The sequence below is a fragment of the Larkinella fluvii genome, assembly GCF_051857545.1.
GTDB lineage: Bacteria > Bacteroidota > Bacteroidia > Cytophagales > Spirosomataceae > Larkinella.
This window is the reverse complement of record NZ_JBPZHB010000006.1, coordinates 310,222-332,131: the sequence shown is the minus strand read 5'-3', so window position 1 is coordinate 332,131 and position 21,910 is coordinate 310,222. Positions and strand designations below refer to the sequence as shown.

General features: G+C 55.2%; 21 protein-coding genes. 3 read left to right on the top strand and 18 right to left on the bottom strand.

Going from position 1 to position 21,910, the window contains the following annotated elements; genetic code table 11:
• The first annotated feature begins 74 nt into the window (after window positions 1-74).
• From recQ to ACS5NO_RS17630, 3 genes are all read left to right on the top strand, one after another.
• Window positions 75-2,285, top strand: a complete 2,211-nt coding sequence (gene recQ, locus ACS5NO_RS17640; protein WP_138992654.1) for a DNA helicase RecQ — start codon at window positions 75-77, stop codon at window positions 2,283-2,285.
• A 117-nt stretch (window positions 2,286-2,402) separates the two neighbouring features.
• Window positions 2,403-3,692, top strand: coding sequence for a phosphoribosylamine--glycine ligase (gene purD / locus ACS5NO_RS17635; protein ID WP_439416386.1), 1,290 nt, complete (start codon window positions 2,403-2,405; stop codon window positions 3,690-3,692).
• A 174-nt stretch (window positions 3,693-3,866) separates the two neighbouring features.
• On the top strand, window positions 3,867-5,165 hold the full coding sequence (locus ACS5NO_RS17630) for a tyrosine-type recombinase/integrase (protein WP_500684148.1): 1,299 nt from the start codon (window positions 3,867-3,869) through the stop codon (window positions 5,163-5,165).
• 58 nt (window positions 5,166-5,223) lie between these two features.
• Here ACS5NO_RS17630 and ACS5NO_RS17625 read toward each other — a convergent pair whose 3' ends face one another.
• From ACS5NO_RS17625 to ACS5NO_RS17540, 18 genes are all read right to left on the bottom strand, one after another.
• Entirely contained in the window at window positions 5,224-5,511 is a 288-nt protein-coding gene (locus tag ACS5NO_RS17625) for a hypothetical protein (RefSeq protein ID WP_439416384.1), read from the bottom strand.
• A 123-nt stretch (window positions 5,512-5,634) separates the two neighbouring features.
• On the bottom strand, window positions 5,635-6,153 hold the full coding sequence (locus ACS5NO_RS17620) for a C40 family peptidase (RefSeq protein ID WP_439416383.1): 519 nt from the start codon (window positions 6,151-6,153) through the stop codon (window positions 5,635-5,637).
• Between the two features lie 23 nt (window positions 6,154-6,176).
• Complete coding sequence (locus ACS5NO_RS17615; RefSeq protein ID WP_439416382.1) at window positions 6,177-6,995, bottom strand: cell envelope integrity TolA family protein; 819 nt, start codon at window positions 6,993-6,995, stop codon at window positions 6,177-6,179.
• Window positions 6,967-7,812 (bottom strand): hypothetical protein, encoded by an 846-nt coding sequence (locus ACS5NO_RS17610; protein ID WP_439416381.1) that lies wholly within the window; start codon window positions 7,810-7,812, stop codon window positions 6,967-6,969. The genes ACS5NO_RS17615 and ACS5NO_RS17610 overlap by 29 nt, the downstream gene beginning before the upstream one ends.
• On the bottom strand, window positions 7,809-8,789 hold the full coding sequence (locus ACS5NO_RS17605; protein ID WP_439416380.1) for a DUF6712 family protein: 981 nt from the start codon (window positions 8,787-8,789) through the stop codon (window positions 7,809-7,811). The genes ACS5NO_RS17610 and ACS5NO_RS17605 overlap by 4 nt, the downstream gene beginning before the upstream one ends.
• The gene (locus ACS5NO_RS17600) at window positions 8,783-9,232 is read right to left on the bottom strand and encodes a hypothetical protein (RefSeq protein WP_439416379.1); all 450 of its coding nucleotides are present in this window, start codon (window positions 9,230-9,232) and stop codon (window positions 8,783-8,785) included. Before ACS5NO_RS17600 ends, ACS5NO_RS17605 begins: the two co-directional genes overlap by 7 nt.
• Window positions 9,233-9,249: 17 nt before the next feature.
• A complete protein-coding gene (locus tag ACS5NO_RS17595; RefSeq protein WP_439416378.1) occupies window positions 9,250-9,549 on the bottom strand; it encodes a hypothetical protein in 300 nt (99 codons plus the stop codon).
• Window positions 9,550-9,625: 76 nt separating this feature from the next.
• A complete protein-coding gene (locus tag ACS5NO_RS17590; RefSeq protein WP_439416377.1) occupies window positions 9,626-9,817 on the bottom strand; it encodes a hypothetical protein in 192 nt (63 codons plus the stop codon).
• Window positions 9,818-9,828: 11 nt separating this feature from the next.
• A complete protein-coding gene (locus tag ACS5NO_RS17585) occupies window positions 9,829-10,494 on the bottom strand; it encodes a hypothetical protein (RefSeq protein WP_439416376.1) in 666 nt (221 codons plus the stop codon).
• 96 nt (window positions 10,495-10,590) lie between these two features.
• Window positions 10,591-11,604, bottom strand: a complete 1,014-nt coding sequence (locus ACS5NO_RS17580) for a hypothetical protein (RefSeq protein ID WP_439416375.1) — start codon at window positions 11,602-11,604, stop codon at window positions 10,591-10,593.
• 59 nt (window positions 11,605-11,663) lie between these two features.
• Entirely contained in the window at window positions 11,664-12,206 is a 543-nt protein-coding gene (locus ACS5NO_RS17575) for a hypothetical protein (RefSeq protein WP_439416374.1), read from the bottom strand.
• 7 nt (window positions 12,207-12,213) lie between these two features.
• Window positions 12,214-13,131: a S49 family peptidase gene (locus ACS5NO_RS17570; protein ID WP_439416373.1), complete on the bottom strand. Its 918-nt coding sequence runs from the start codon at window positions 13,129-13,131 to the stop codon at window positions 12,214-12,216.
• A 55-nt stretch (window positions 13,132-13,186) separates the two neighbouring features.
• On the bottom strand, window positions 13,187-13,570 hold the full coding sequence (locus ACS5NO_RS17565) for a DUF1353 domain-containing protein (RefSeq protein WP_439416372.1): 384 nt from the start codon (window positions 13,568-13,570) through the stop codon (window positions 13,187-13,189).
• Window positions 13,570-14,079 carry a hypothetical protein gene (locus ACS5NO_RS17560; protein ID WP_439416371.1) on the bottom strand — a complete coding sequence of 170 codons (510 nt, stop codon included), beginning with the start codon at window positions 14,077-14,079 and terminating at the stop codon, window positions 13,570-13,572. Before ACS5NO_RS17560 ends, ACS5NO_RS17565 begins: the two co-directional genes overlap by 1 nt.
• Entirely contained in the window at window positions 14,080-15,783 is a 1,704-nt protein-coding gene (locus ACS5NO_RS17555) for a hypothetical protein (protein WP_439416370.1), read from the bottom strand.
• A 15-nt stretch (window positions 15,784-15,798) separates the two neighbouring features.
• Window positions 15,799-16,359 (bottom strand): hypothetical protein, encoded by a 561-nt coding sequence (locus tag ACS5NO_RS17550; RefSeq protein ID WP_439416369.1) that lies wholly within the window; start codon window positions 16,357-16,359, stop codon window positions 15,799-15,801.
• A 124-nt stretch (window positions 16,360-16,483) separates the two neighbouring features.
• A complete protein-coding gene (locus tag ACS5NO_RS17545; protein ID WP_439416368.1) occupies window positions 16,484-17,014 on the bottom strand; it encodes a hypothetical protein in 531 nt (176 codons plus the stop codon).
• A 94-nt stretch (window positions 17,015-17,108) separates the two neighbouring features.
• Window positions 17,109-21,806 carry a phage tail tape measure protein gene (locus ACS5NO_RS17540; protein WP_439416367.1) on the bottom strand — a complete coding sequence of 1,566 codons (4,698 nt, stop codon included), beginning with the start codon at window positions 21,804-21,806 and terminating at the stop codon, window positions 17,109-17,111.
• Between the last annotated feature and the right edge of the window lie 104 nt (window positions 21,807-21,910).

Sequence of the window (21,910 nt, the reverse complement as noted above, 5' to 3'; positions counted from 1 at the left end):
AATCGGTTTTTGACTAATTTTATAAAGGCAAAGATACAACCAAATAAAGTGTAGTAACCTTCCGCAATTTTGAGATGACGACGACGCAGTTAGATCCATCGGTGCAGGTATCTCTAAAAGAGAAGCTAAAAGATATATTCGGATTCAGCCAATTCCGGGGCGACCAGGAAGCCATTATCCACAATATTCTGGCAGGGATCAATTCATTTGTAATTATGCCTACTGGAGCTGGCAAATCCCTGTGCTACCAGCTTCCGGCCATTTCCTCAGAGGGAACGGCCATTGTCATTTCTCCCCTGATTGCCCTGATGAAAAACCAGGTCGATCAAATGAATGCCTTTGGTATCAACGCCCAGTTTCTGAATTCGACGCTGAGCAAGGCGGAGATGAATAAAGTCAAGAAAGATACCCTGAACGGTACGCTGAAACTGCTTTACATCGCCCCCGAATCGCTGACGAAAGAAGAAAACCTTGACTTTCTGAAGAAAGCCAACATCTCGTTCGTGGCCATCGACGAAGCGCACTGTATTTCGGAATGGGGCCACGATTTCCGGCCTGAATACCGCAAAATCCGGGGCATCATCGACAACATTGGGAATCTGCCGGTGATTGCTTTGACAGCCACAGCAACGCCGAAAGTGCAGTTGGACATCCAGAAAAACCTGCAAATGGAGGATGCCCACATCTACAAAACGTCCTTCAATCGCAAGAATCTTTACTACGAAATTCGCCCGAAAGCCGACGCGAAAAAGCAGCTCATCCGCTACATCAAGAACAACAAAGGCAAGTCAGGCATTGTCTATTGCCTGAGCCGGAAGATGGTGGAAGAGATTGCAGAGTTGCTGAATGTCAACGACATCAAGGCGCTGCCGTATCATGCCGGGCTGGATTCGCAGACGCGGATGCACAACCAGGATGCCTTCCTGAACGAAGATGTGGATGTGGTGGTGGCTACGATTGCGTTTGGTATGGGCATCGACAAACCAGACGTCCGGTTTGTGATTCACTACGACGCGCCCAAGTCGCTGGAAGGCTACTACCAGGAAACCGGTCGGGCGGGTCGCGACGGGCTGGAAGGCAACTGTCTGATGTTCTACAGCATCGATGACATTGTTAAACTGGAGAAATTCAACAAAGACAAGTCGGTTACGGAACGCGACAACGCCAAACACCTGCTCATGGAAATGGTGTCGTATGCGAATCTGGGCGTCTGCCGTCGTCGGCAACTGTTGAGTTATTTCGGGGAATACCAGGACAAGGACTGCGGATTCTGCGATAATTGCATGAAACCGACTGAGAAGTTTAAAGCCCAGGACGAGATTGTGCTGGCGCTTCAGGCGGTTTTGCAAACCGATCATCGCTTCGATGCCGCCCACCTCGCCGATGTGCTGACCGGTACTGAAAACCAATATATTACGAGCTATGAACACCACAAGCTCGACGTTTACGGTAAGGGCAAAGAGTTCAACGAAAGCGTTGAATTCTGGTGTTCGCTCATCCGGCAAATTACGATTTACGGGTATCTGGATAAGGATGTCGATAACTACGGTGTCCTGAAACTGTCGGCCAAAGGGCAACACTACATCGAGGATCCGTATTCCATCACCTTGTCGAAAGATCACAACTACGAAATCGACGAGGAAAAGGCCGAGGACGAAGACAAAGACAGCGGCATGTCGTCGGGCAGTGCCTACGACGAAGCCCTGTTGGGTCTGCTCAAAGCCCTGCGGAAGAAAATAGCCAAAGAAAAGAACCTGCCCCCGTATGTCATTTTCCAGGATCCGTCGATGGAGGAAATGGCAACAACCTACCCGACCACGCGGGAAGAAATGGCCCAGATCAATGGGGTCGGCATGGGGAAAGTGGTGAAATTTGGCAAACCGTTCATCGACCTGATTGCCAAATACGTTGAAGAAAACGACATCGAAACGGCGAAGGATGTCGTGGTGAAGTCGATGGTCAACAAGTCGAAGGTCAAGATTTTCATTATTCAGCAGATCGACCGGAAGGTGGATCTGGAGGAAATCTCGGAGTCGAAAGGCCTGACGATGGAAGATTTGATTGAAGAAATCGAACACATCTGTTATTCGGGAACGCGTCTGAATCTGGATTATTACATCAACCAGATCATGGACAGCGACCGGCAGGACGATATTTACGACTACTTCATGCGGGCCGAAACCGACAACATCGGGGTGGCCATGCGGGAGTTTGCCAACGACGATTATTCAGAAGAAGAATTGCGGTTAATGCGTATCAAGTTTTTATCGGAAGTAGCTAATTAAGTTAAGAGTGAAGAGTGAAGAGTGAAGACGGGGCCGCCCGTGCGGTTGGCTGACGGATTAAACCGCAGTGTAACGTTCTAACTCTTAACTCTTAACTCTTAACTCTTAACTCAGAGAATGAATATACTCATACTTGGATCGGGCGGAAGGGAACACGCATTTGCCTGGAAAATAGCGCAAAGTCCACTGTGTAGCACGTTGTTTGTCGCACCCGGTAATGCCGGAACCGCCCTGGTCGCCACCAATTTGCCGATTGCCTTCAACGATGCCGATGCCATCGCGGAGGCCATTCAACAACACCAAATCGATTTGCTGATTATTGGCCCGGAAGAACCGCTCGTGAAAGGGCTGGTCGATACGCTGCGGACTCGAAAAAATCTGGAAAAACTGCGAATTGTCGGACCGGATCAGCGCGGTGCCCAACTCGAAGGCAGCAAGGATTTTTCAAAGCAATTTATGCAGCGGCACGGTATTCCGACGGCTGCATCGCGGACGTTTACCGCTGAAACGCTGGAAGAAGGGCTGGCTTATCTGGACACGCATCAACTGCCGGTGGTGTTGAAAGCCGACGGCTTGGCGGCCGGAAAAGGCGTTATCATTGCCGAATCCATTGCCGAAGCCCGGGCGGTATTGACCGATATGCTGACCGGCGGACGATTTGGCGAAGCCGGAAATAAAGTCGTTGTCGAGCAGTTCCTGAAAGGCATTGAGTTGTCGGTCTTTGTGTTGACCGATGGCGTTAACTACAAAATTCTGCCCGAAGCGAAAGATTACAAGCGCATCGGCGAGGGCGACACCGGCCCGAATACCGGTGGTATGGGGGCCGTTTCGCCCGTAAAATTTGCCACGGCCAAGTTTCTAAACAAGGTTGAAGAGAAGATTGTCAAGCCGACATTGGCGGGTTTGCAAAAGGAAGAGATTCGCTATCAGGGCTTTATCTTTGTCGGTTTGATCAATGTTAAAGAAGAACCCTACGTCATTGAATACAATGCCCGGATGGGCGACCCGGAAACGGAAGTCGTGCTGCCGCGGATTCAGAATGATTTTGTTGAATTGATGGTGGCAACGGCCGACGGCGAACTGGATAAAATTCAGCTTCAGATCTCCCCGCAAACGGCCGTCACCACCGTCGTTGTGTCGGGGGGCTACCCGGATGCATACGAGAAAGGCAAGTCGATCACCGAACTCACGATGCTGGACGACGTAACGGCTTTTCATGCCGGAACCAAACCGGGTTTCAACGGCCACGTGCTGACCGACGGGGGGCGCGTGCTGGCATTGACGGCCGTCGCCAATTCACTCGAAAATGCCGTGATGAAGTCGCAGAAAGCGGCCCGGGCGGTGCAGTTCGAAGGAAAATACTACCGGAAAGATATTGGGTTGGATTTGATTCGCTACCAGGATTAGAAAACCAGTTTAAAACACAGTTTCATTTACGTTTTACTTAACCGCTCCACTCCAGGGCGGTTTTTTTTATGCCTTGCAATCTTTTTACCTCTGACTGCCACCTACTTATTTTTAGGTACACCAATGAGTACACTCCACCCTATTTAGGTACACACCCTTGTCTGTTAAGTTTGCATGTTGCACATACAACAATGTAACCTAAAACAGCAAAATGATTACAAAAAAAGAATGTCGATCTCTGTTCGTTTCAAATTCCGTACTCCCAAAAAAGACAAAAATGGAGTGCATCAAAATCCCAAAGGTAACCGTATGCTCCAAATTCAGCTTCGAGTGAATGGAATTGCCTGTCGATCGATGTATTCGTCTGGCTTGCAGGTCGATCCAACTGAATGGGATCAAAAACAACAATGTCAAAGAGGCCGCTCAAAATTAGCACAGGCCAACAATACCCGCTTGTCTGATATTATCGGCGAACACAAGGAAATCATGAACCGAATGATTAGCCTGGGCAAAACACCAACCGCAGAAAGTATCAAAAACGAATGGCTAAAGGGAATCGTACCACGACCCAATTTGGTCCAGCTTTATGATCGCTTTCTTCAACATTTGGCCGATTTGAAAGGGACTGATCAGGCAAAGGCCAAAGTAACCATGAAGTCCTGGAAACGGGGCCGGGTTTTCTTACAATTGTACATCCAGATTTCGAAGCGAACAGAAGATATGGAAATCTCCGAAGTCAATATCTCCTGGGCGCGTGAGTATTTGAAGTGGCTGATGAAACACGAAGAGCCAAAAGTCAGAAAAGAAGTACAAAATTCAGAAACAGCAGGTAGATACATCTCCTATATCCGGGCGATTCTGGACTATGCCGTTGAGGACGGCTACTGCGAATACAATTTGCTCGACAAACTGGTCATTAAAGGCAAAAAACCTAAGCCTGTCTATTTTCTTGAAGACCACCACTTGAAAATATTGAAAGAGTTATCGTTCGACGAGGAGAACGATTTGATTCGGGATTGGGCTCAGCTCGCATGTTACACCGGGCTGGATTACCCGGACCTGCTCAAGTTTGTCAATGACCCTAAAGCCTTTATCGTGACAACACCCTCTGGAAAGCAAAAAATCGTAACCGATCGGGATAAAACAGACCTGGAATCCCAGATACCGTTACTAAATCCAGTGTTGGAAATTCTTAACAAATACGACTACCAGATGCCGATTATAGCAGCGGATCGGATCAATCGGTGGCTTCGCTTCTTCCGTGGACTGATCAAATTTAAGGACGGGACTATAAGCCTGAAGATATGCCGAAAGACTGCTGGTTCGCTTTTCCTGAATGAAGGATACAGTCTCGAAGTTGTGCAGAAGATACTGGGACATGCCCGGATCGATACTACCCAGCGGCATTATGTGAAAATTCTAGACAAACGCGTCGATCGTGAAATGGATCGAGTAGGCGTTAAGTTTACATAATAAGCAGCAAGCCGATCCGGAATTCCGGATCGGCTTTTTAATTTTACGAATAACCTACTCATGATATCCCGTCCAGCACTTTCTGCTTCTTCACCGCTTCCAGATCCACCGTCAGTTTCGACACGCCAGCCACAGCCCCGGCCACATACCCCACAATCTCAATCACTTTCGCCAGCAGCGCCGGGATCAAAACACCGTGCTCGGCCAGCGATCCCTGGGCGGCCAGCAACCCGGCCGACACGGCCGCCAGAATCACCCCGCCTTTCACCAGCGGCTTAAAAAATCCCGAGGTCGGTCCCGTGAGCCGATCCGTCAGGGTCAATTCGTTTTGCAGACTCGTTTTCATGCGTCGTTTTCAGTTTATGTAAAAAGTAAAGGAGGATACTTAGCAGCGCGATGGCCACCTCCAGAAACACCAGAATCGGGTCGGTCAGCACGACCCACAGATCATACAGCCAGCCCAACCCGGTCATAATCCCCGGGGTTTGTTCTTCTCCAGATAGGGCGTCAGGTGATTGGCGATCAGCTTCACCTGGCTGAGTTTCCGGCGCACCCGGTACACCCCGCCTTTGCTACCCGGCCCCGCCGTCGTATTGAAACCGATCACCGTAATTTCGTCTTCGTCTTCATCCCAGCGTTCCTGCGCCAGCAGTTCAACGTGACTCTCGAAAATCGACACCGGATCCGCCAGCCGGGGCCTTCGACCGGTTCGGGTGTTGCCGCACTGGCTCCGGCGGTAAACGATCTTCGATCCATCCGAAAACCAACTGCGCACCAGACCCGGCGAACGGATCGGCAGGCGGATTCCGTTGGCCGCGTAGCAGTAATAAATCCCCGATGCGCAGTAGGGCGAATTCGCAGGCAGGCCCAGGGCTTTGTTCCACTCCGTAATTTTGGGATGATCGTTGCGGTTCCGCTTTTCCACCACCCCGATCTGCTCCTGGGCCACTGCCAGAATCTGCGCCCGAATCATGCTTTCGGTCGTCACAACAACCGTCGGCTGAGCCGGCGTTACGGTTTGACTACGTGAGCCAGGGACTGCGAAAAGAAGCAGAGCGCTAAGAAGATAACCGTGAGCACGCATCGCTGATAGGGCGTTAATTCTTCGAAAAATTCCGTGATAAAATCCCGCTTGCCCGACTTGATAAAAGGCAACAGGTAATACAGCACAAAGGGAGCAATCAGCAGCAGCTTCAAAAACGAGAAGGGCACATCCAGAAACGAGATGAACAACTCGTAGAAATACTTCTGCAGCGACGTTAAGTTGTAGGGCTGGGCCTGCTGCTCGATGGGCAACGCCTTGTTGGTCTCCTGGATTTTCATGCCAAACTCGTTGAACATCCCCAGCGACCAACTCACCATCAACGCCAGCCCCAGCAGTTGCCCGGCTCCCGCCAGCCGGTGGGTGGCAAGCCTGCGCCAAACCGGCACTTTTTTCACCGCCGGCGCTTCGTTCGCTTCGTCGCCGTCGACCACAATCGCCCGGGCTTTTTCTTCGTTTTCTTCCGCCCAGGCCAGAAACTTGTCGGCCTGCTCTTTTTCGGTGGCTTCGGCCGCCAGGCTGCGGTAATGAATCGCGGCTTCCCGCAGTTCCTGCCGTTCTTCCCGGAGCCGGGCCTGGTGAGCCTGCTGGGCTTCGCGTTGCTTTTGCAACAGCAGTTGACGCTGTGTATACAGCGCCTGCCCCTTTTCTTCCAGTTCCCGGGTCTGCTGCTCCAGTTGGGCCAGTTCGTCCAGGCTGGTGTCGGCCACCGGCGGCTCGTTCACAATCACATTCAGGGCGTGGATCGTCGGATCCGGTTTAGTCGCGGTTTTTCGATTCGTGTTCATCAAATTCAATTTTTCGGAGTTCTAAATACGCCAGCACATCGTGAATGCTGCGTTCCATCACGGCGTCATACGAACCGAAGTTGCCTTCGCGGGCCAGCCCGTGCACAGTTTTTTCCCAATCCTGCACAAAACTTCCCAGGGCAATCGACTTTTCGCTTTTTTCGGGAGCGGGCATGTTATACAGCCGCTCGGCCCGCCCCACAGCCGCCAGAAACCACTGCATGATAGCCACTTGGAGGGAGAGGTCCACAGACCGAAAACGATCCGCCCGGCCGTCGATCCGGTAGCTGTTGAAGGCTTCCCGCGCATCGCCATTCCAGGTTGTTTTGTCCCGTTTCAGGCGTCTGGCCAGGCTCTGTTTCGGGCGGCAAATGGTGGCCAGAAAGTGCGCCAGATAGTCGGCCTTCTGACCGCCATCGCCGGACGGGCTCGAGAAGGCCAGCAGGTAGGTCACGGCGGTAATAAACTCGCCGGTCGTCACCAGCCGCAACTCTTCATCCGGCAGGCAATACGTCGTGCCTTTCAATAGAAAGGCATCCAGCGGCCTTTTCTCGACGCCAGTTTTCCACGCCCACCCGATCTGCTCCAGCAGCCGCAGCAATTCGTTGCGGTGCAGGGGCAGCAGCAACATTTTCTTGATTTCGGGCGGTGCCTCAAAAACCAGCGACCAGATTCGCAGTTCGGTTTCCGGCGTTCTCGGCGAGCAGTAGGCCAGCTTCAGCACCGCCAGCATGCCCTTGCGGGACAGGTCGGCGTAAGACGTGGCCAACGCACACTCGACCCGCACGCCCTCCTGAATCAGTTCGATTTTCTTCATAAACGGAAGTGCTTTTTACCTTCGTTGTCGGGCAGTTTCCAGGTCGACGCGCCGGGGGCTACGTATAGGCCCGAATTGAAATAGAGGGGAAAAACCGTGGCCGAAGCCGTCTGATTCAAAAACCGTTGCAGGGCTCCTTTGGCATCTTCCGCGCGGGCCAGCAATTCGCTACGCAATTGCGTAATCTGCTGCTGGTCCACGGCCTTTTCATCTTTCAGTCCTTTGAAGCTTTGCAGGATCCGCACCCCATCCGGAAAAAACCGGACCTGAATAAAAGGTAGGGCTTTCCACAGCGTCAGTGGAGCCAGCAAGTCGCGGCTGAGCCGCCAGAGTTCCGTTTCCGGATCAGACAGTTCGGCTGCGGTGGCCAGCTTCTGTTTCAACTGCGCGAGCAGCGCCGGACCCGTGATCCCAGCCACGTGTTTTTGCTCGATACCGGGCATATACCCCTTCAAAACCGCAAACAACCGGTACGACATCGAGGCTTCCGGAAGGGCCTGGGCCAGCAAACCGGCCGACGGGATCAGATTCCGGTTAATGGCCTGGTAGGCACTCGCGTTTCGCCAGGCGGGCAGTTGGGTCTGGTGCGTTTCCAGATAGCCCATCAGTTGCTCCAGTGCCTGGTCGGCCCGGCTGGCCGCGTCGGAAAGAATCACGTCGACTTCCCACATCGAGAGCTTTTCGGCATCCTTCGGAATAAACCGGCTCAACCCCGAATTGCCATACTGGTACATGGCCGTCACCATCGATTCGTGCAGGGCGGTCAGGGCAATGGCCCGCTGCGCCTGTCGCAGAACCTGCGCCATGGGCGCATCCAGACTACTCCCGGCCAGTGCCGTCAGAAAGTCGGCCCCCAGCAAAGCGCCGACGACCGTCGACTCGGCATTTTCCACAAACGGCCGGATCACATCGAACGTCAAATTCGATTGAATGCCCCCGGCAAATTCTTTAATCTGGGCAGTAGTCGTGATTAACATGCTTGATCGATTTCGCGTTTGGTGCGCTCAGCCCGGATACCGGCCTGCGCTTCCTTGTATAGTTCCAGGTACATGGCATATTTCGCGGCTGCATCGGGATGCTTCGGATTCGCCAGGCGGCTTTTCCAAACCGAAACGTTCTTGGCCAGGTTGCGGACCGCCAGCCCCAGTTCCAGCCCCGTTTTCGGAATTTCGTAGTGTTGCCGGTACCGCTGCACCGGTTCTTCCACCGGCAGGCTCCGGTTTTCCTGCAGATACTGGCGCACTTTCAGTTCCTTGCGGTAGAGATCATCCCAGTAGATAATCTCGTCGACTAGCACTTTCTGGACGCCAGCGGCCGACAACTGGCTCAGCCGATCGGCCCGGCTGGCGGCTTCGCGGTTGTAACGGTGCACCCGCTCACAGACTTCCGCAAACGCCTGGTCAAACTGGACCGGCGTCAATGGAAGCCCGGCGGGTGCTAGTCGTTTCCCGAATTGTCCGGATCCGCATCATCCGGACCACCCGCCCCCGGTTCCGGGTTTGCGGCAGGACGATCCGGCGTTGCCGCCGGCCTGTTTCGGCGCGGGCGGCTGGGGCCAGGTTTCGGCGCAACCGGTTCTACCGGCTCCGATGTAGCCTGGGGAGCAACAGACCGGGGCTCGACAGCCCACTGCTCACACTCGGCCTTGATTTGCTCGAATTGCTCAAGGGTAATCAAGCCCCGATTCAGGCTTTCCTGCGCCTGCTGTAGTTTGATTCTGGCTTTTAAAAGCGACATAAAACGATGATTTAAAAAGAGGTGAAACAAAAACAGCCCTTCTCTCGGAAGGGCTGTCAAGGAATTGCCAGGGTGCTCAGCCCTCCTGAGCTTCCGGCGGAGTTTTGACGCTCACGCGCTGGATCCAGCCCGGAAACTGCGTCCGGATGGTCTCATAATCGGCGTCATCGACCGGCGATGGCTGCTGGGTGATCGTGACCGACCGTTCACCGATCCGAAATTGCACCCCGGGTTTTTCGATGGCTTTCGCCAGTTTTACCTGCACCATGGAGCTGAAAATTAAACCGGCAGCGGTAAGGCCAGCGTCGTTTTATAAATCGGCGGAGCAAACATGAACGAGTCGTTATCACCCGAGAAACTCATGCCTTTTTTGTCGCCCCCTTTTTTACCCAACTGCCCTTTCTGCTTCAGCGTAATCGGGTTGAGCTTGGTGCCGTAAATCTTGACCGTTTCGTCGTGCTCTTCCACCAGGAAAATACACCCGGCGTTCATGAACTTGGCGGCCTCCGTCAACTGGGTCTGGCTCAGGCCCGCAATGTCGAACATGATGGCGTGTTTGTAGGCCATGTAGTTCCGGTCGCCCTGGTTTTCGAAGGTAGCATCCAGCGAGTTCTCGGCCGGCGTAATCACCGCCAGTGTTTTACCGGCTTTCACCGGAATCGCCACGGTACATTCCGAAGCCGTGATATCGGCAATCCGGGGCCAGTCGATCACCGCATCGTCCAGATCAGCGGCCAGAATGGCAAAGATCCGGCGACCGCCCGGGGGGTTGGGCAATTGGTCGGCCAGGTTCTTCAACCCCACCAGCGAGGTGGCGGCTCCCACCACGAGCGTAGAATGGTCCACCAGACCCAGCACCTGGTGAATGTGCGGCTGCACTTCGGCAAAGGCCATCCCGGCCATCACCGCCAGGGCCAGCCCGAATAGGCTCTTGAAAAATTTCATGGAATGAATGAATTGATTGAGTTGAATAAAAGAAATTGAATGAACATCAGCGATTTACCTACTCCTGATTAAAGCCCCGGGAGAAGAACAAACGGCTTATTCGTCGTCGTCGGCTCCGGCCGGCCGCGCGCGCAGGTCATTGACCACAAAAAGATCCCCGCGCACAAAGTTGACCGAGGCTTTTCCATCTGCCACAATCGCAATCGAACGGTCGCGCACGTTGTAGTCGGTTTGCAGATCGATCTTCTCGTTGTCCTGCGGTGAGCAGTACACCAGGTTATCCAGCAGGGTGATGGCCATAAAATCGGTCCCCTCCAGTCCGTCGACTTCTTCGATCGGCACTTCCGGCGCGAAATACAGCACTTCCTGTTTGAAAGCGTTGTAGGTCCGTTTGGTGCCGTTGGCTTCTTCGACGGCGAAGTTGTAGGCCAGCTTGGCCATCGGGCTCATGATGCACACCAGCCCTTTGGTGCCCGTATAGGCGGGCAGGTTTTTCTTGGCCCGTTTGTAGAGCTTCTTCACATCCTCCAGGATGTTGTCTTCCGACAAAAAGAACCCGGCGGTGGAGTGCTCCAGCACGTTTTCTTCCGGAACTTCCCCCGAAACGATCGCGTCGTCGACCAGCTTCGGAATCCCGTTGAAACAGTCTTGGGGGGCCGTTCCGGCCGAGTTGAGCACGCCTTTCCAGACCGCCGTAACGCTCAGATCGAAACCCAGCTGGTTACTCAGCGAATCGAAGATGTAATCGGAGAACGGAAATTTCTCCGGGTCCCGTCCGTCCGTGCCATCCACTTCGCCCAGGTAGGAAGCCTCCATTTCAGCGCGTTTTAGCTCGTCGATGAGCAAATCCACCTTGAAAGGCCGCACTTTGGCGATGCGGGCCTCAAAGTTGATCGCGTCGTCCTTCGGGTTGAAGGTGCCTTTGATCCCCGGCTGCATGAGGGGTTTGGTGTAGAGCGACAACAACGGAATCTCGTCGTTGACGCGCAGTTTCCGGAACATCTTCAGGGCTCCCCAGCCGGAGACGATGGCTTTGATCAGCAGCTCGCGGTTGCGCTCCCGGCGCTTTTTCAGCGAAGCATCCAGCTGACTTAATTTGATTGCGGACATGGTTTATTGAATTGATTAAAAAGCGAAATAAAATCCCGATTGAAGGCCCGGGCCTGCCGTTAGGATTGTGATTGTTTGAAACGGGTGGCATTGGCCCGGGCCTGCCGATCCGTATCGGTCAGGCCATCGTCGGCACCGGCTCCGTTGCTGGCATCCGATTCGGCGAGCGGGTTGACCGAGGCCTTCAGTTTGGTGATGTACTCATCCTTTTGCTGCACCTGCGCCTGCAGATCGGTAATCCGGCTCTGGGCGGCTGTTTTGTCGGCCGTCAACTGGGTCACCTGGTTCTCCAAAATCTGGATCCGGGCCTGGTAGTCCGTCGACGTCATCTCGCCGGCTTCCGGACTCGCCGACTCCCCGGTCACTTCTTCGTCAGGGGCGGCTTCCGCCGGTGTGCTGGTGGCCTCCTGATCCGTTTCGTCAGCAGTGACGGTCTCAACGGTGGCGGCTATCACCTCGCCTTCTGGATCACCTTTCAGCACCCCGGCTTCAGCCGCAAAGGCATTGTACTCCTCGGTACTTAATTTTTCAGATATCGCTTTATGCGACTTGGGGAACAGCGTCGACAGAAGCTTTCCCACGGAAAATGTTGGCTTTTTCATTGGATGTTTATGCAGCTAGTTGTAGTGCCTGGTAAATACACGCCTGCAGGCTCCCGATCCGGTCGACCAGGCCATGCGCCAGTGCTTTTTCGCGTCCGAACATTTCCCCCGTAAAGGCTTCGTCGGACGTCAGTTTGCCCGCCCGGCCCCGGCGCACGTAGCCCAGAAACTCCGTCCGGCAGTCGTTCAATGACTGCCGGATTTCGGCTTCCTGATCCGGTGTGATGGGTTCGATGCCGTTGATCTGCGCCTTTTTCTCACTGCCGTCCGCGCGGTAAATCGTGATTTTGGTGCCTTCTCTGGCCAGGGCCTCGCTTTGGTCCACGTACACCATCAATACCCCGATGGAGCCGACCTGACTGACGGTCTGGTCTTCCAGCCAGATCTCGGCAGCTTGCGAGGCAACGTAGTAGCCCGCGGATGCACAGAAGGGAGTCCACACCAGAATGGGTTTAGAAAAGGTGGCGACCACATCGGCCAGCATCCGGGTCGAGTCCACGGTGCCGCCGGGCGTATTCATTTTCAGCACGACGCCCTTGATTTTGGGATGTGCTGCGGCTAGTTGCAGGATTCGGGCCGTTTCTTCGTTGCCGCCGGAACCGCAAAAACCCACGCGGGCCATCGACCCTTCGATCGGAACAACGGCCACCGACCCACCCCCGGCTTTGCGGTATTCATACAGCCGCCCGCGCAGGGGATCGTAAAAACCGTCTTCATCGTACAGTTCGTCGATGACTTCCGATTGGTTTTTCCACCGCTGGTTCCAACGCTCCTGCCGCTCATCGGACTTACCCGCTGCGGCTTTGATCGTGGCCGGAATCGGATCACGACCCTGCGCCAGCCGGTGCTGGATGATCCCCTTCCACTGGTGGGCAAAGGGTTCATGGAGATACCAGAGTCCGGATAAAAAAGAAAGTCCTGTCATCGTCGTACGTTAGCGAGTACGAAAATGACAGGACGTTTTCAGGCCTAAAAGGACACTAATTCACCCACCAGTTGCGGCCAAACCACCGGCAGGCCCAATACATCAGCCGGTTGCGAAGCCAGCGGTGGGGTTCGATCTGGTGGATGCGCGTGTAGTACTCCAGATCGGCCAGCTTCCGGGCCAGCTCGGCCCCCAGTTTCTCTTCACCCAGCCGGTGGTCATACCAGTAATCGTGCAGCAGACTCGCCCGGTTATACCGGCCAATGGGTGGAAAAACGCTCCACAAGGGCGCGGGCACGCTGGCAAAATCCGTCACGTAGCCCGCCGGAATGATCACTTCCCCGATCAGCGTCTGAAATGTCAGCGGCTCGACCAGCACCCACCGGTCCGATTTGTCGGGGTCTTCTTCCCGGTAGCGTACGATGATTCCGTTTTTCATTAGAATTCCCCCAGCGCGTCTTTTTCCCGGATGATGTTAGCCAACATCAGATATACCACCACCAGGTACGGTTCCGATCCGGTCAGCGGCAAACCTTGTGCCTGTAGGTGGCCCAGCGCCATATTTTGGAAGAAATGGAGTTCAGAAGTGCTATTCAGCACCTCCGATGTTACGAGTTGACCCGTAACCGGGTCACGGAAGGAATCCCGGGTCGAACGGGGAATCTCAATGGGCTGCACCCGCGCCAGGCGTTCGCGGGCCACGAACGGCGGCAGCGTGGCATCCTGGCTATACAGTTCGAACAAATCCCGCCCTTCGTCGTCCACCACCCGCATTTCAAACAGGGCGGTAATTTCCAGATCGGCATCGAAGGTCAGCCGTTTGAGCCGAACCCGGCGCTGCATGCCTGCGGCCAGCAGGGGGGTGGGAGAAATCGGCAAGTCGATGCCGGTAATGGCCCCGGTCTCCGACACCACCAGGCCCAATTGTTTTAAAATCGTGCTTTCCATTTACGCAATGATGATATAGTCCAGAATATAAGTAGTGCTGGCTGACAGCGCTACGTCCGTCGAGCTGATGGTCCAGGCCGATGCGGTTTTGGTGGCGATAAAAAACCGGGCCAGGCTCATGCCCGCCTGGTTGTTGCGGGCGCTGATGACGATGGCCCGGGGAGCCGCAGCCATCGCGCTGGCAAAGGTGATGGTGGCCACCGTCTGCACCGTGGGCGGGCTGGTGCCGATGTTGAGCGTAATCGTACCGGCCATGTCAGTGGAACCGGTCATAATCGAAACCGTACCACCACCACCGGCTCCGGAACCAGGGGCGGCACTGGGGGTGGAGCCACTGGCGGTGATGCGTTTCACCGTGGTTTCGCCCGAAAAGGTGTTGGCCCCGCTAAACGTATTGTTGCCCGCCAGCAGCGTGGCCTGGTCGAAGCCCGCTTCCCGCACGTCCAGCATCGTCAAATAAAACGTCGTGGTAGCCGCCGGGTTGTTGTAATTGATCAGCAGGATCGGGCGGATAAACGCCGTTCCCGGCCGGAACATCAGGTTGGCGGGGTCTTCGCTGTTGCCCGGATTGACGCCCTGAATAAAGCATTCGTAGAGCGTCCAGGTGTTGGGCACCAGCCCGTTATTCAAGACACTCGAATACATATACGTACCGCCCTCCGACACGTTGGCCACTTTGGTGCCCGCCGGCAGCGCCGGACCGGGCCAGGGTACACGCAGGGTCACCACGTTGCCGGCAATGCCGCCCGCCAGCCAGGTGCCACCGTTGCTCTGCCAGTAGACGTTGAAGCCGCTGGAAACCTGACGGGAATAGCCATAGTCGGAAAACACCTGGCCCTGAGCATTCGTGTAGGGATACCAGGCAAAGCCCCGCTGACTGGCCGATGCGCCGTTGTTCCAGCCCGTGGCACTGGTGAGTGTCATGGTCGTGTCGCCCGGATTGAGCGGAGCGGCCAGTGTTGTCAAAGCCGCCCCCGTGACCTTCGCGAAGTTGGGGGGTGTGATTTCCAGCCCATCGGCATCGTAACACACCAGACCGAAATAACACCGGGCGTTGGCGTCATAATTGGCCCCGCTGGTATCGCCGTGGCGGGCCACCACCGACAGCCGGTGACGGCGCAGCAGGTTCACCGGGATTAGATCGATCGTTCGCAGAAAGCCGTTGGCCCCCGCGTACCGGAACGCCCCTTTCCCCCCGGCGGGCGGGCTTTGGGTCGAATCGAAGGAGAGTTTGGTGGCGTCGCCGGGTTGCAGGTTGCTCAGATCGCCGAACTCGGTATTGCCATTAGCCACCAAGTTGCCCGTCACCAGGGGAGCTCCACCCGCCAGTTGATACAGGGTAACTTTCTCCAGCACCCCGTCCCCGCGCTGCACGACGAGTTTATCGGTGGCTCGGTTGACGGGGGTGGTGCGGACCGGCAGCGCACTGGCCGTGAGTGTTCCCGGATTGCCCTGATCACCTTTGTCGCCTTTGGCTCCTTTCAAATCCGTATACGCCCCGTTGACGCCATTGGCTTTTTTAAACCGCAGTTGCGTACCGCTCCACTCGTGGTCGGGTGTATAGTCGTTACCGGTCACCCAGTCGACCACTTGCTTTAGAATACCCCGAACCGACTGCGCTGTATTTGAGCGGGGAGCCGCCGGCGGAGCATCCTGGATGTTTTCGTCGATGAGATTCTTGATGTAATTGGGATCAACCGCCATAGCTTGAAAGTGGGATTATGAAAAACTGAGATCGAAGGATAAGTCGAATTCGGCATCCGGTGACTGTAACTCCAGATAACTGTCCCGAAACCAGACCGGGTGCGTGGCCAGCCCCTGTAGCGTCAGGCTCAGCGAATCCTGCTCGGTCAGTCCCCGGCTCGTGGCCATCCACAGCCCGTTGCCGGGTTCACCCGCCTGAAACACCTTTCCATTATGCCCCAGCCAGATGGCCAGAAAGCGTCGCTCCAGGTGCTCATCCAGCCAGGTTAGCAGCGTTTCGTCCGGAGCTACCAGCGACGTACTCAGGGCGATTGTGTAAAGCAACTGACCCGCTTGCCGACTCGTACTTTCCGTGAACGTGCAAGTCCGGGGCGGAAAAACCAATTCCGTCATCACCGCGCCGTCGACCACGCTGAGCCCCAGTGACGCCACCGTCAGCGGCCGACCCGCCACCGGTAGCTCATCGGGCGTGGCCACGCGCAGCACGTCGTCGATGGGTACGAGTTTCAACCGGGCCACGTGGCCCACGCTGGGTTGTTGCTGCCAGCCGCCCAACTGCTGCTCAAGGATGCTCATGCCCAAAGGTCGCGGGATTCTCCCCGAAAAAACAGGACCGTTTTTGAGGCTTATTTTTAGTCGGCAAAAATCAAAAAAGCCGCTTTCTCTCACAGAAAGCGGCTTTTTTGGGAAAGAAGTTTACCTACGACATGGCGAAAACAACCGACAGGTTTTCGATTTCACCGACAGGTTTGCCGCTGGCACCGACAACTTGCCGAAAACTTTTTTTCCTTTTCCGCTCCATTTTGACCTCAAAATCGCGCCAAACCTTCCAGGCCGTGTCGGCCGAGAGCATCTCTTCGTCGATGTCGTGTACATCCAGGAATTTTTTCACCGCCTGCATCTGGTCCCCGGTCGCAAAATGATAGCCCATCACAAACGAGATCAAGCAGTCGCGGAAGTGCCGGTCGAGTGCCACCTGCAGCATCCTGAGTTTCTTTTCCGGCACCTCCATGAACTTGGTTTCGGAGGGAATGTGAAAGACCAGGCATGGACCGCTGGGCACTTCAAACCGCGTGGTCATGAACGTATTTTTGACCAGTGCCAGTGCCAGTATATCGCCCAGAAACGTCATCTTTCGAACCGGGATCGAGTGATTTTTCCCGTCGCCGTAACGGTTGATAATGAACTTTTGAATGTGAGATTTAACGGGTACCATTACAGGGATTTGCATAGTTTATTCGTGGGTGGGTTGCTTGCTAAGTTATACAAATTTCCAGACATCAGGGAACACGTAGTGATTTCCATCCCTACCATTTATCGTCCCATTAACCAAGGGAAGAAATCGCACTGATCAGTGTATCGAGCCGTCCGGCCTGGTTAGTACCCCAAACCGCACCCTGCACCCCGTCGACGGCCCCCTTCACTTCCCGGGTTGCGCCTTCCACGGCGTTGATGCTTCCCTTCAGTTCGCGCACATCGCCCGCCATGCTGTTGATCGACGATTGCAGGGAAGTGCTCAGCCCGGCCAGGGCGGTCTGGTTCGACGCGGCCAGGTTGTCCATCGACGCCGTCAGACTGGTAGAAAGCCCCAGTAGAGCCTGTTGCAAATCGTCGGACATGGATTCGATGGCTTTGCCAATATCTTCCAGCAGATCCAGTTGTTCCTGCGCCATCTCGGCCGCTTCGGCGGCTGCCGCTTCGGCATCACCACTATAGCCCGAAGCCTGAGCCGAACCATTGGCATCCCCTTCATCACCACTGGTTGGGCCATCGTAGGCACTCTGGGATGCCATGTCTTTGGCCGCTTTCTCGGCTTCTTCTTCCGCTTTACGGGCCTCGATTTCAGCCTGAATCCGGGCGTTTTCGGCTTCCTTCTTTTTCTTGGAGCCGAACAGCATCATCCGACGCTCGAAGTAGGGCGTTTCCGTAATCGTACCGATCGCCCAGTTTCCGGAAGCAGAGCCGACCCCGCCATCGCGGTACGCAATTTTCTGGCCACCCCGGTACATCGACGAATACAGCAGCCGGTCGATGATCGGTTTATTGTTGGAATAGGTGTTGCGCGATAGAATCATAAACGGTTCGCCCCCTTCGGCTTCGCCCACTTCCCGACCCGACTCCCGGTCGATCATCGCAATACCCTTCTCACCGTAACGGCTCCCGTGCCGAGCACCTTGTAAAACACCGGCGTTCTTCACGTAGCTCTTGCCACCCCGCCGAAACATCCGTCCGAAGTGTTCTGGAACGCTACTCCAGTCGATGCCGCCCTCCCCATACATGGGTTTGACCTGACCTTCATCGACGCTGAAATGACCACCCCGGGCAAACGACGGCGCGGGCTGGTTTTTGATCTTGGCGATCTGCAGCGCCGTTAAACCGGCAATGATCCCGGCAAATACCAGGTTCACCGGAAAAATCCCCGACGCCAGCGCCTTCAGCGCAGCCTGGGCTCCGCTGATCAGGGCCGTGGCCACCTGGGCTTTCTTGTCGGCTTCCCACTTCTGTTTTGCCAGGGCTTTTTCTTTGCTGGCACCGTCTTTCCGGATCGAGTCGGCTTCCGATTCAAAATCCTCCCGGATGCTGGTTTTGCTTTCGGCCAGTTTGGTCTCGATCCGCTCAATTTCTTCCGCCGAATCGCCCGCTGCGAGTTTCTCGGCTTCGGCCTGCTCTTCGGCGGCTTTGATGGCCGCTTCCATCCGGGTTTTGTTATCCGCCAGTTTGGTTTCGGTCTCTTTTTTCGAGGCCGCAATCTCCTTGTCGAGCCGCTCCTGGGTCAGTTTATTCAGAAAGGCCACCCCTTGTTTGGCAATATCGCCCACCTGGTCAGCCACTTCCGACGTACGCTGCAGTTTCTTGTTGCGGTGTTCTTCGTCGACCTGAAACATCTGGGTCGCAGCCGCCGTGAAACTCGCTACATCCCCATCCAGAATCGACTTGAAGGCGTTGGAATAATTCTGCCAGCGTTCGCGTTTGCGGGCCACGTGCTCTTCATCGAGCCGGGTCATCTCGCTCTCCAGTTGTTTACCGGCCAGGGCTACGTCGGCCGTATATTTGGCGTTGATGGCGGTTTGCTGCGCGGCTTTCTGCTCCTGGCTCAGGTTGCTTTCCGCAATGCGGGCCAGCTCGGCGTCGCGTTCAGCCGCCAGGTTGGCTTTCTGGTGGTCGAGTTCCACCCGAAGCCGTTCCCGTTTGATCTCGATCAGTTTCTGGGCATTGTTGCCCGCATTGAGTTCCTTCCAGTCGAACTGGGCCATTTCGGCGGCTTGCTCCTGGGTCCGGATGAAATTGTTCGACTCCCGTTCCCGGTTGCGGAATTCCGTGTTGATGGCGGCAACATCCTGGGTGTATTTCGCCTTCAGGAGCGTCAGCAGCTGAGCCTGTTGCACTTCATCCGTAATCTCTTTTTCGATGCGGGCCTTTTCGGTTTCGTACTTGTACTGGGCATCGGCCAGTTTGCGAGCTTTCTCATCGGTTTCCAGGGCCAGTTTCAGTTCCCGCTCCATCGCCAGGGCCTTCTGCTGGTCCGCCGTAATCTTCTCCAGGTGCTTTTTATTCTCGGCCTCGATGTCGACCTTCAGCTGGGCATCCAGGGCTTTGATGGCCGCCGTTTTTTCGGTTTCCCGGGCCTTCGAATTTTGAATGGCCGCGACCTCCTGCTCGTGTTTCCATTGCAGTTTGGCAATTTCCCGCTGGTTTTCGTCGGCAATGGCCGCAATCTGCGCTTCCCGCTTTTTGGCGATAATGGCCTGGGTATCTTTCTGAATTTCGGCGTTTTCTTTTTCCCGGGCAGCACGGGCCTGCCCGGCCTTCGTCTCGTGGGTCTTCTGATCTTCCAGGGTTTCCAATTGACCGGTTTCCTTCGCACCCTGCACACTGACTGTTTTCTTTTGCTCGACCAGCGTTTTATGATTGGCCAGGTGTTTGGGCTGTTCAGTTTTGATCTGGTCTTCGTAGCCCTTATTAAAACCTGCGGCTATTTTCTTACCGCCTTCCCACATGATGGTGGCCGCTTCGGCAAAATTCAGACTCGTGATCGCATTCCAGAAGTTGAGCAGTTCGCCGGCCGCGACCTTCATGGCTTCGAACAAACCGTTAATACCCGCGCGCACCGTGACCGAGTTGTTGTACAAGGTCACAAACCCGGCTGCGAGCAGCATCACCACCGCAATCACGGCACCGATTGGATTCGCCGTCAACGCGGTGTTAAGCAGCCATTGCGCGGCTGTGGCCGATTCCGTCCAGATGATGCGGGCTTTTTCGGCTGCGGCATGGGCCAGACTGCTGGCCGTACTGGCAATTAGATGCCCGTTGAAAGCCAGCAAGGCTCCACCCAGCAGGGCCAATTCCGTTTTGTTCTCGCTCAGAAATTCCGGTACCGCCCGGATGATGTTCACAAAAGCGATGACCCCCTGGGTCGATTTCGTCAGATAGGGTAAAAGGGATTGTCCGAGTTCTGTGGCCAGCAGCGCAATCGCTTTTTGGGACTTCTCGTATTCCGCTGCGGCTGTTTTGTTTTTGATGTTGAATTCACCCGTGAGACTGGAGCCTTCCTTCATGGCTTTATTGGCCAGATCCTGATACTTCGTTACGAGCTGGGTCTGGTCTTTCATCAGCGACATCACTTTGGTCGCTTCCTGGGATTTGATCCCTAGTTCGGCCAGGCGTTTGGCCACCTGATCGGCGGGTATTCCCCGGAAACTTTCGGCCAGTTTGACCAGAAATTCGTTGGGCCTGGTATTGATCAGGTTCTTCATCTGGGTTTCGGTCAGGCCCAGTTGTTGCGCAAATGAATGGGTGTCTTTGGCGGCAGTCAGCAGAATGTTGGAGAGCCCACCGGCAGCAATCTCTGCCGTCAGGCCCAGTTCCTGGAAGGCTGCGCCAAGCCCCATGGTTTCACTGATCTGGGGACTTAAGTCTCCGAGCTGCCCCATTCGTTTGGTAAAGTCGGCTACCACCGGTGCCGTTGCCGATCCGGCTGCTCCTAGTTCATTCAGCGCCGAACCGATGTCGTTGATCGCATCACCCGCCTTCATTTCTCGGGTTTCCTTAAACAGTTTTTGAAGAGCCCCGATTTCTTTGGCTGCTTCTTCCGCTCCGCCCGTAAACTCGTCACCCAGGGCCACGACCGCTTTGTCGACCGACTCCACAAATCCGAGCAGCTCATCGTTGGCAATGCCCAACTGACCACCCACTTTGGCGATTTCCATAAGCCCTTCTTTGGCCGTTCGGGTATCGATTTGGTCGAGTTGTTCCGAGAGATTCCTAACCTGCTCCGCGGTCATGTTAGTCGACTTCGAGACATCGGCCATGGCGTCCGACAAACTGAGCGCCTGAGAAATCCCGGATTTGATGAAGCTGAATAACTCCTGGACGACACTCAGTAAGGTAAAAGAGCCTACAAACGCCACCACGGCATTCTGAACCTGCTTCCAGCGGGAAGGCTGTTCGGCCAGCGTCGTACCGAGTTGTTTCTGCACCTCGTTTTGTTTGGCCACCGCATCGGCGTGGGCCTTCGTGCCGGGCACCAGATCCTGAATCTCTTTCCCCAACTGATCCGCAACCTCCCGAAGTTGCTTGACGGTCAGCGTGGCCCGCTTGTTTTTATCATCCCAGTCCGCGACGGCGGTACTGGTTTCTCCCAGCGCCTGGCTCACCCCTTTGGCCTGCGTCCGCACTTCCCCCAGCCGGGTATTGACTTCCGAAAGCCGGGCTGATTTGGCAACGAATTCCTCCGTACCAGGCGTGAGGTTCCTTAACTCTTTGGTCAGCGATCGCGATTCGTTTTCGAGCTGCTTCATGGTCAGCCCCGTTAACCCGACACTTTCCCGCAGCACTTTCTGGGCGTCCTGATTTTTCCCGAGTTCTTTATACAATTCAGCCCATTCCTGACTGCCCTTGGGTGCTTCCTTCAGGGCCCGTTCCAGCTTGCGGGCTTCGCCTTCTAGTAAAGCCAGTTGGTTACGCGCAGCATCCCCTTCAATTTTGAGGGTAATGCTGGCGGTTTCATTCAAATCCATTGCCATCGTCCACGCGCAGTTATAGCTTGACAATGGCAAGAAAAACAAGCTTTCGGGGACCTAGTAGGACACAAAAAAGCCCTGGAGACTAAATCTCCAGGGCAAAAATG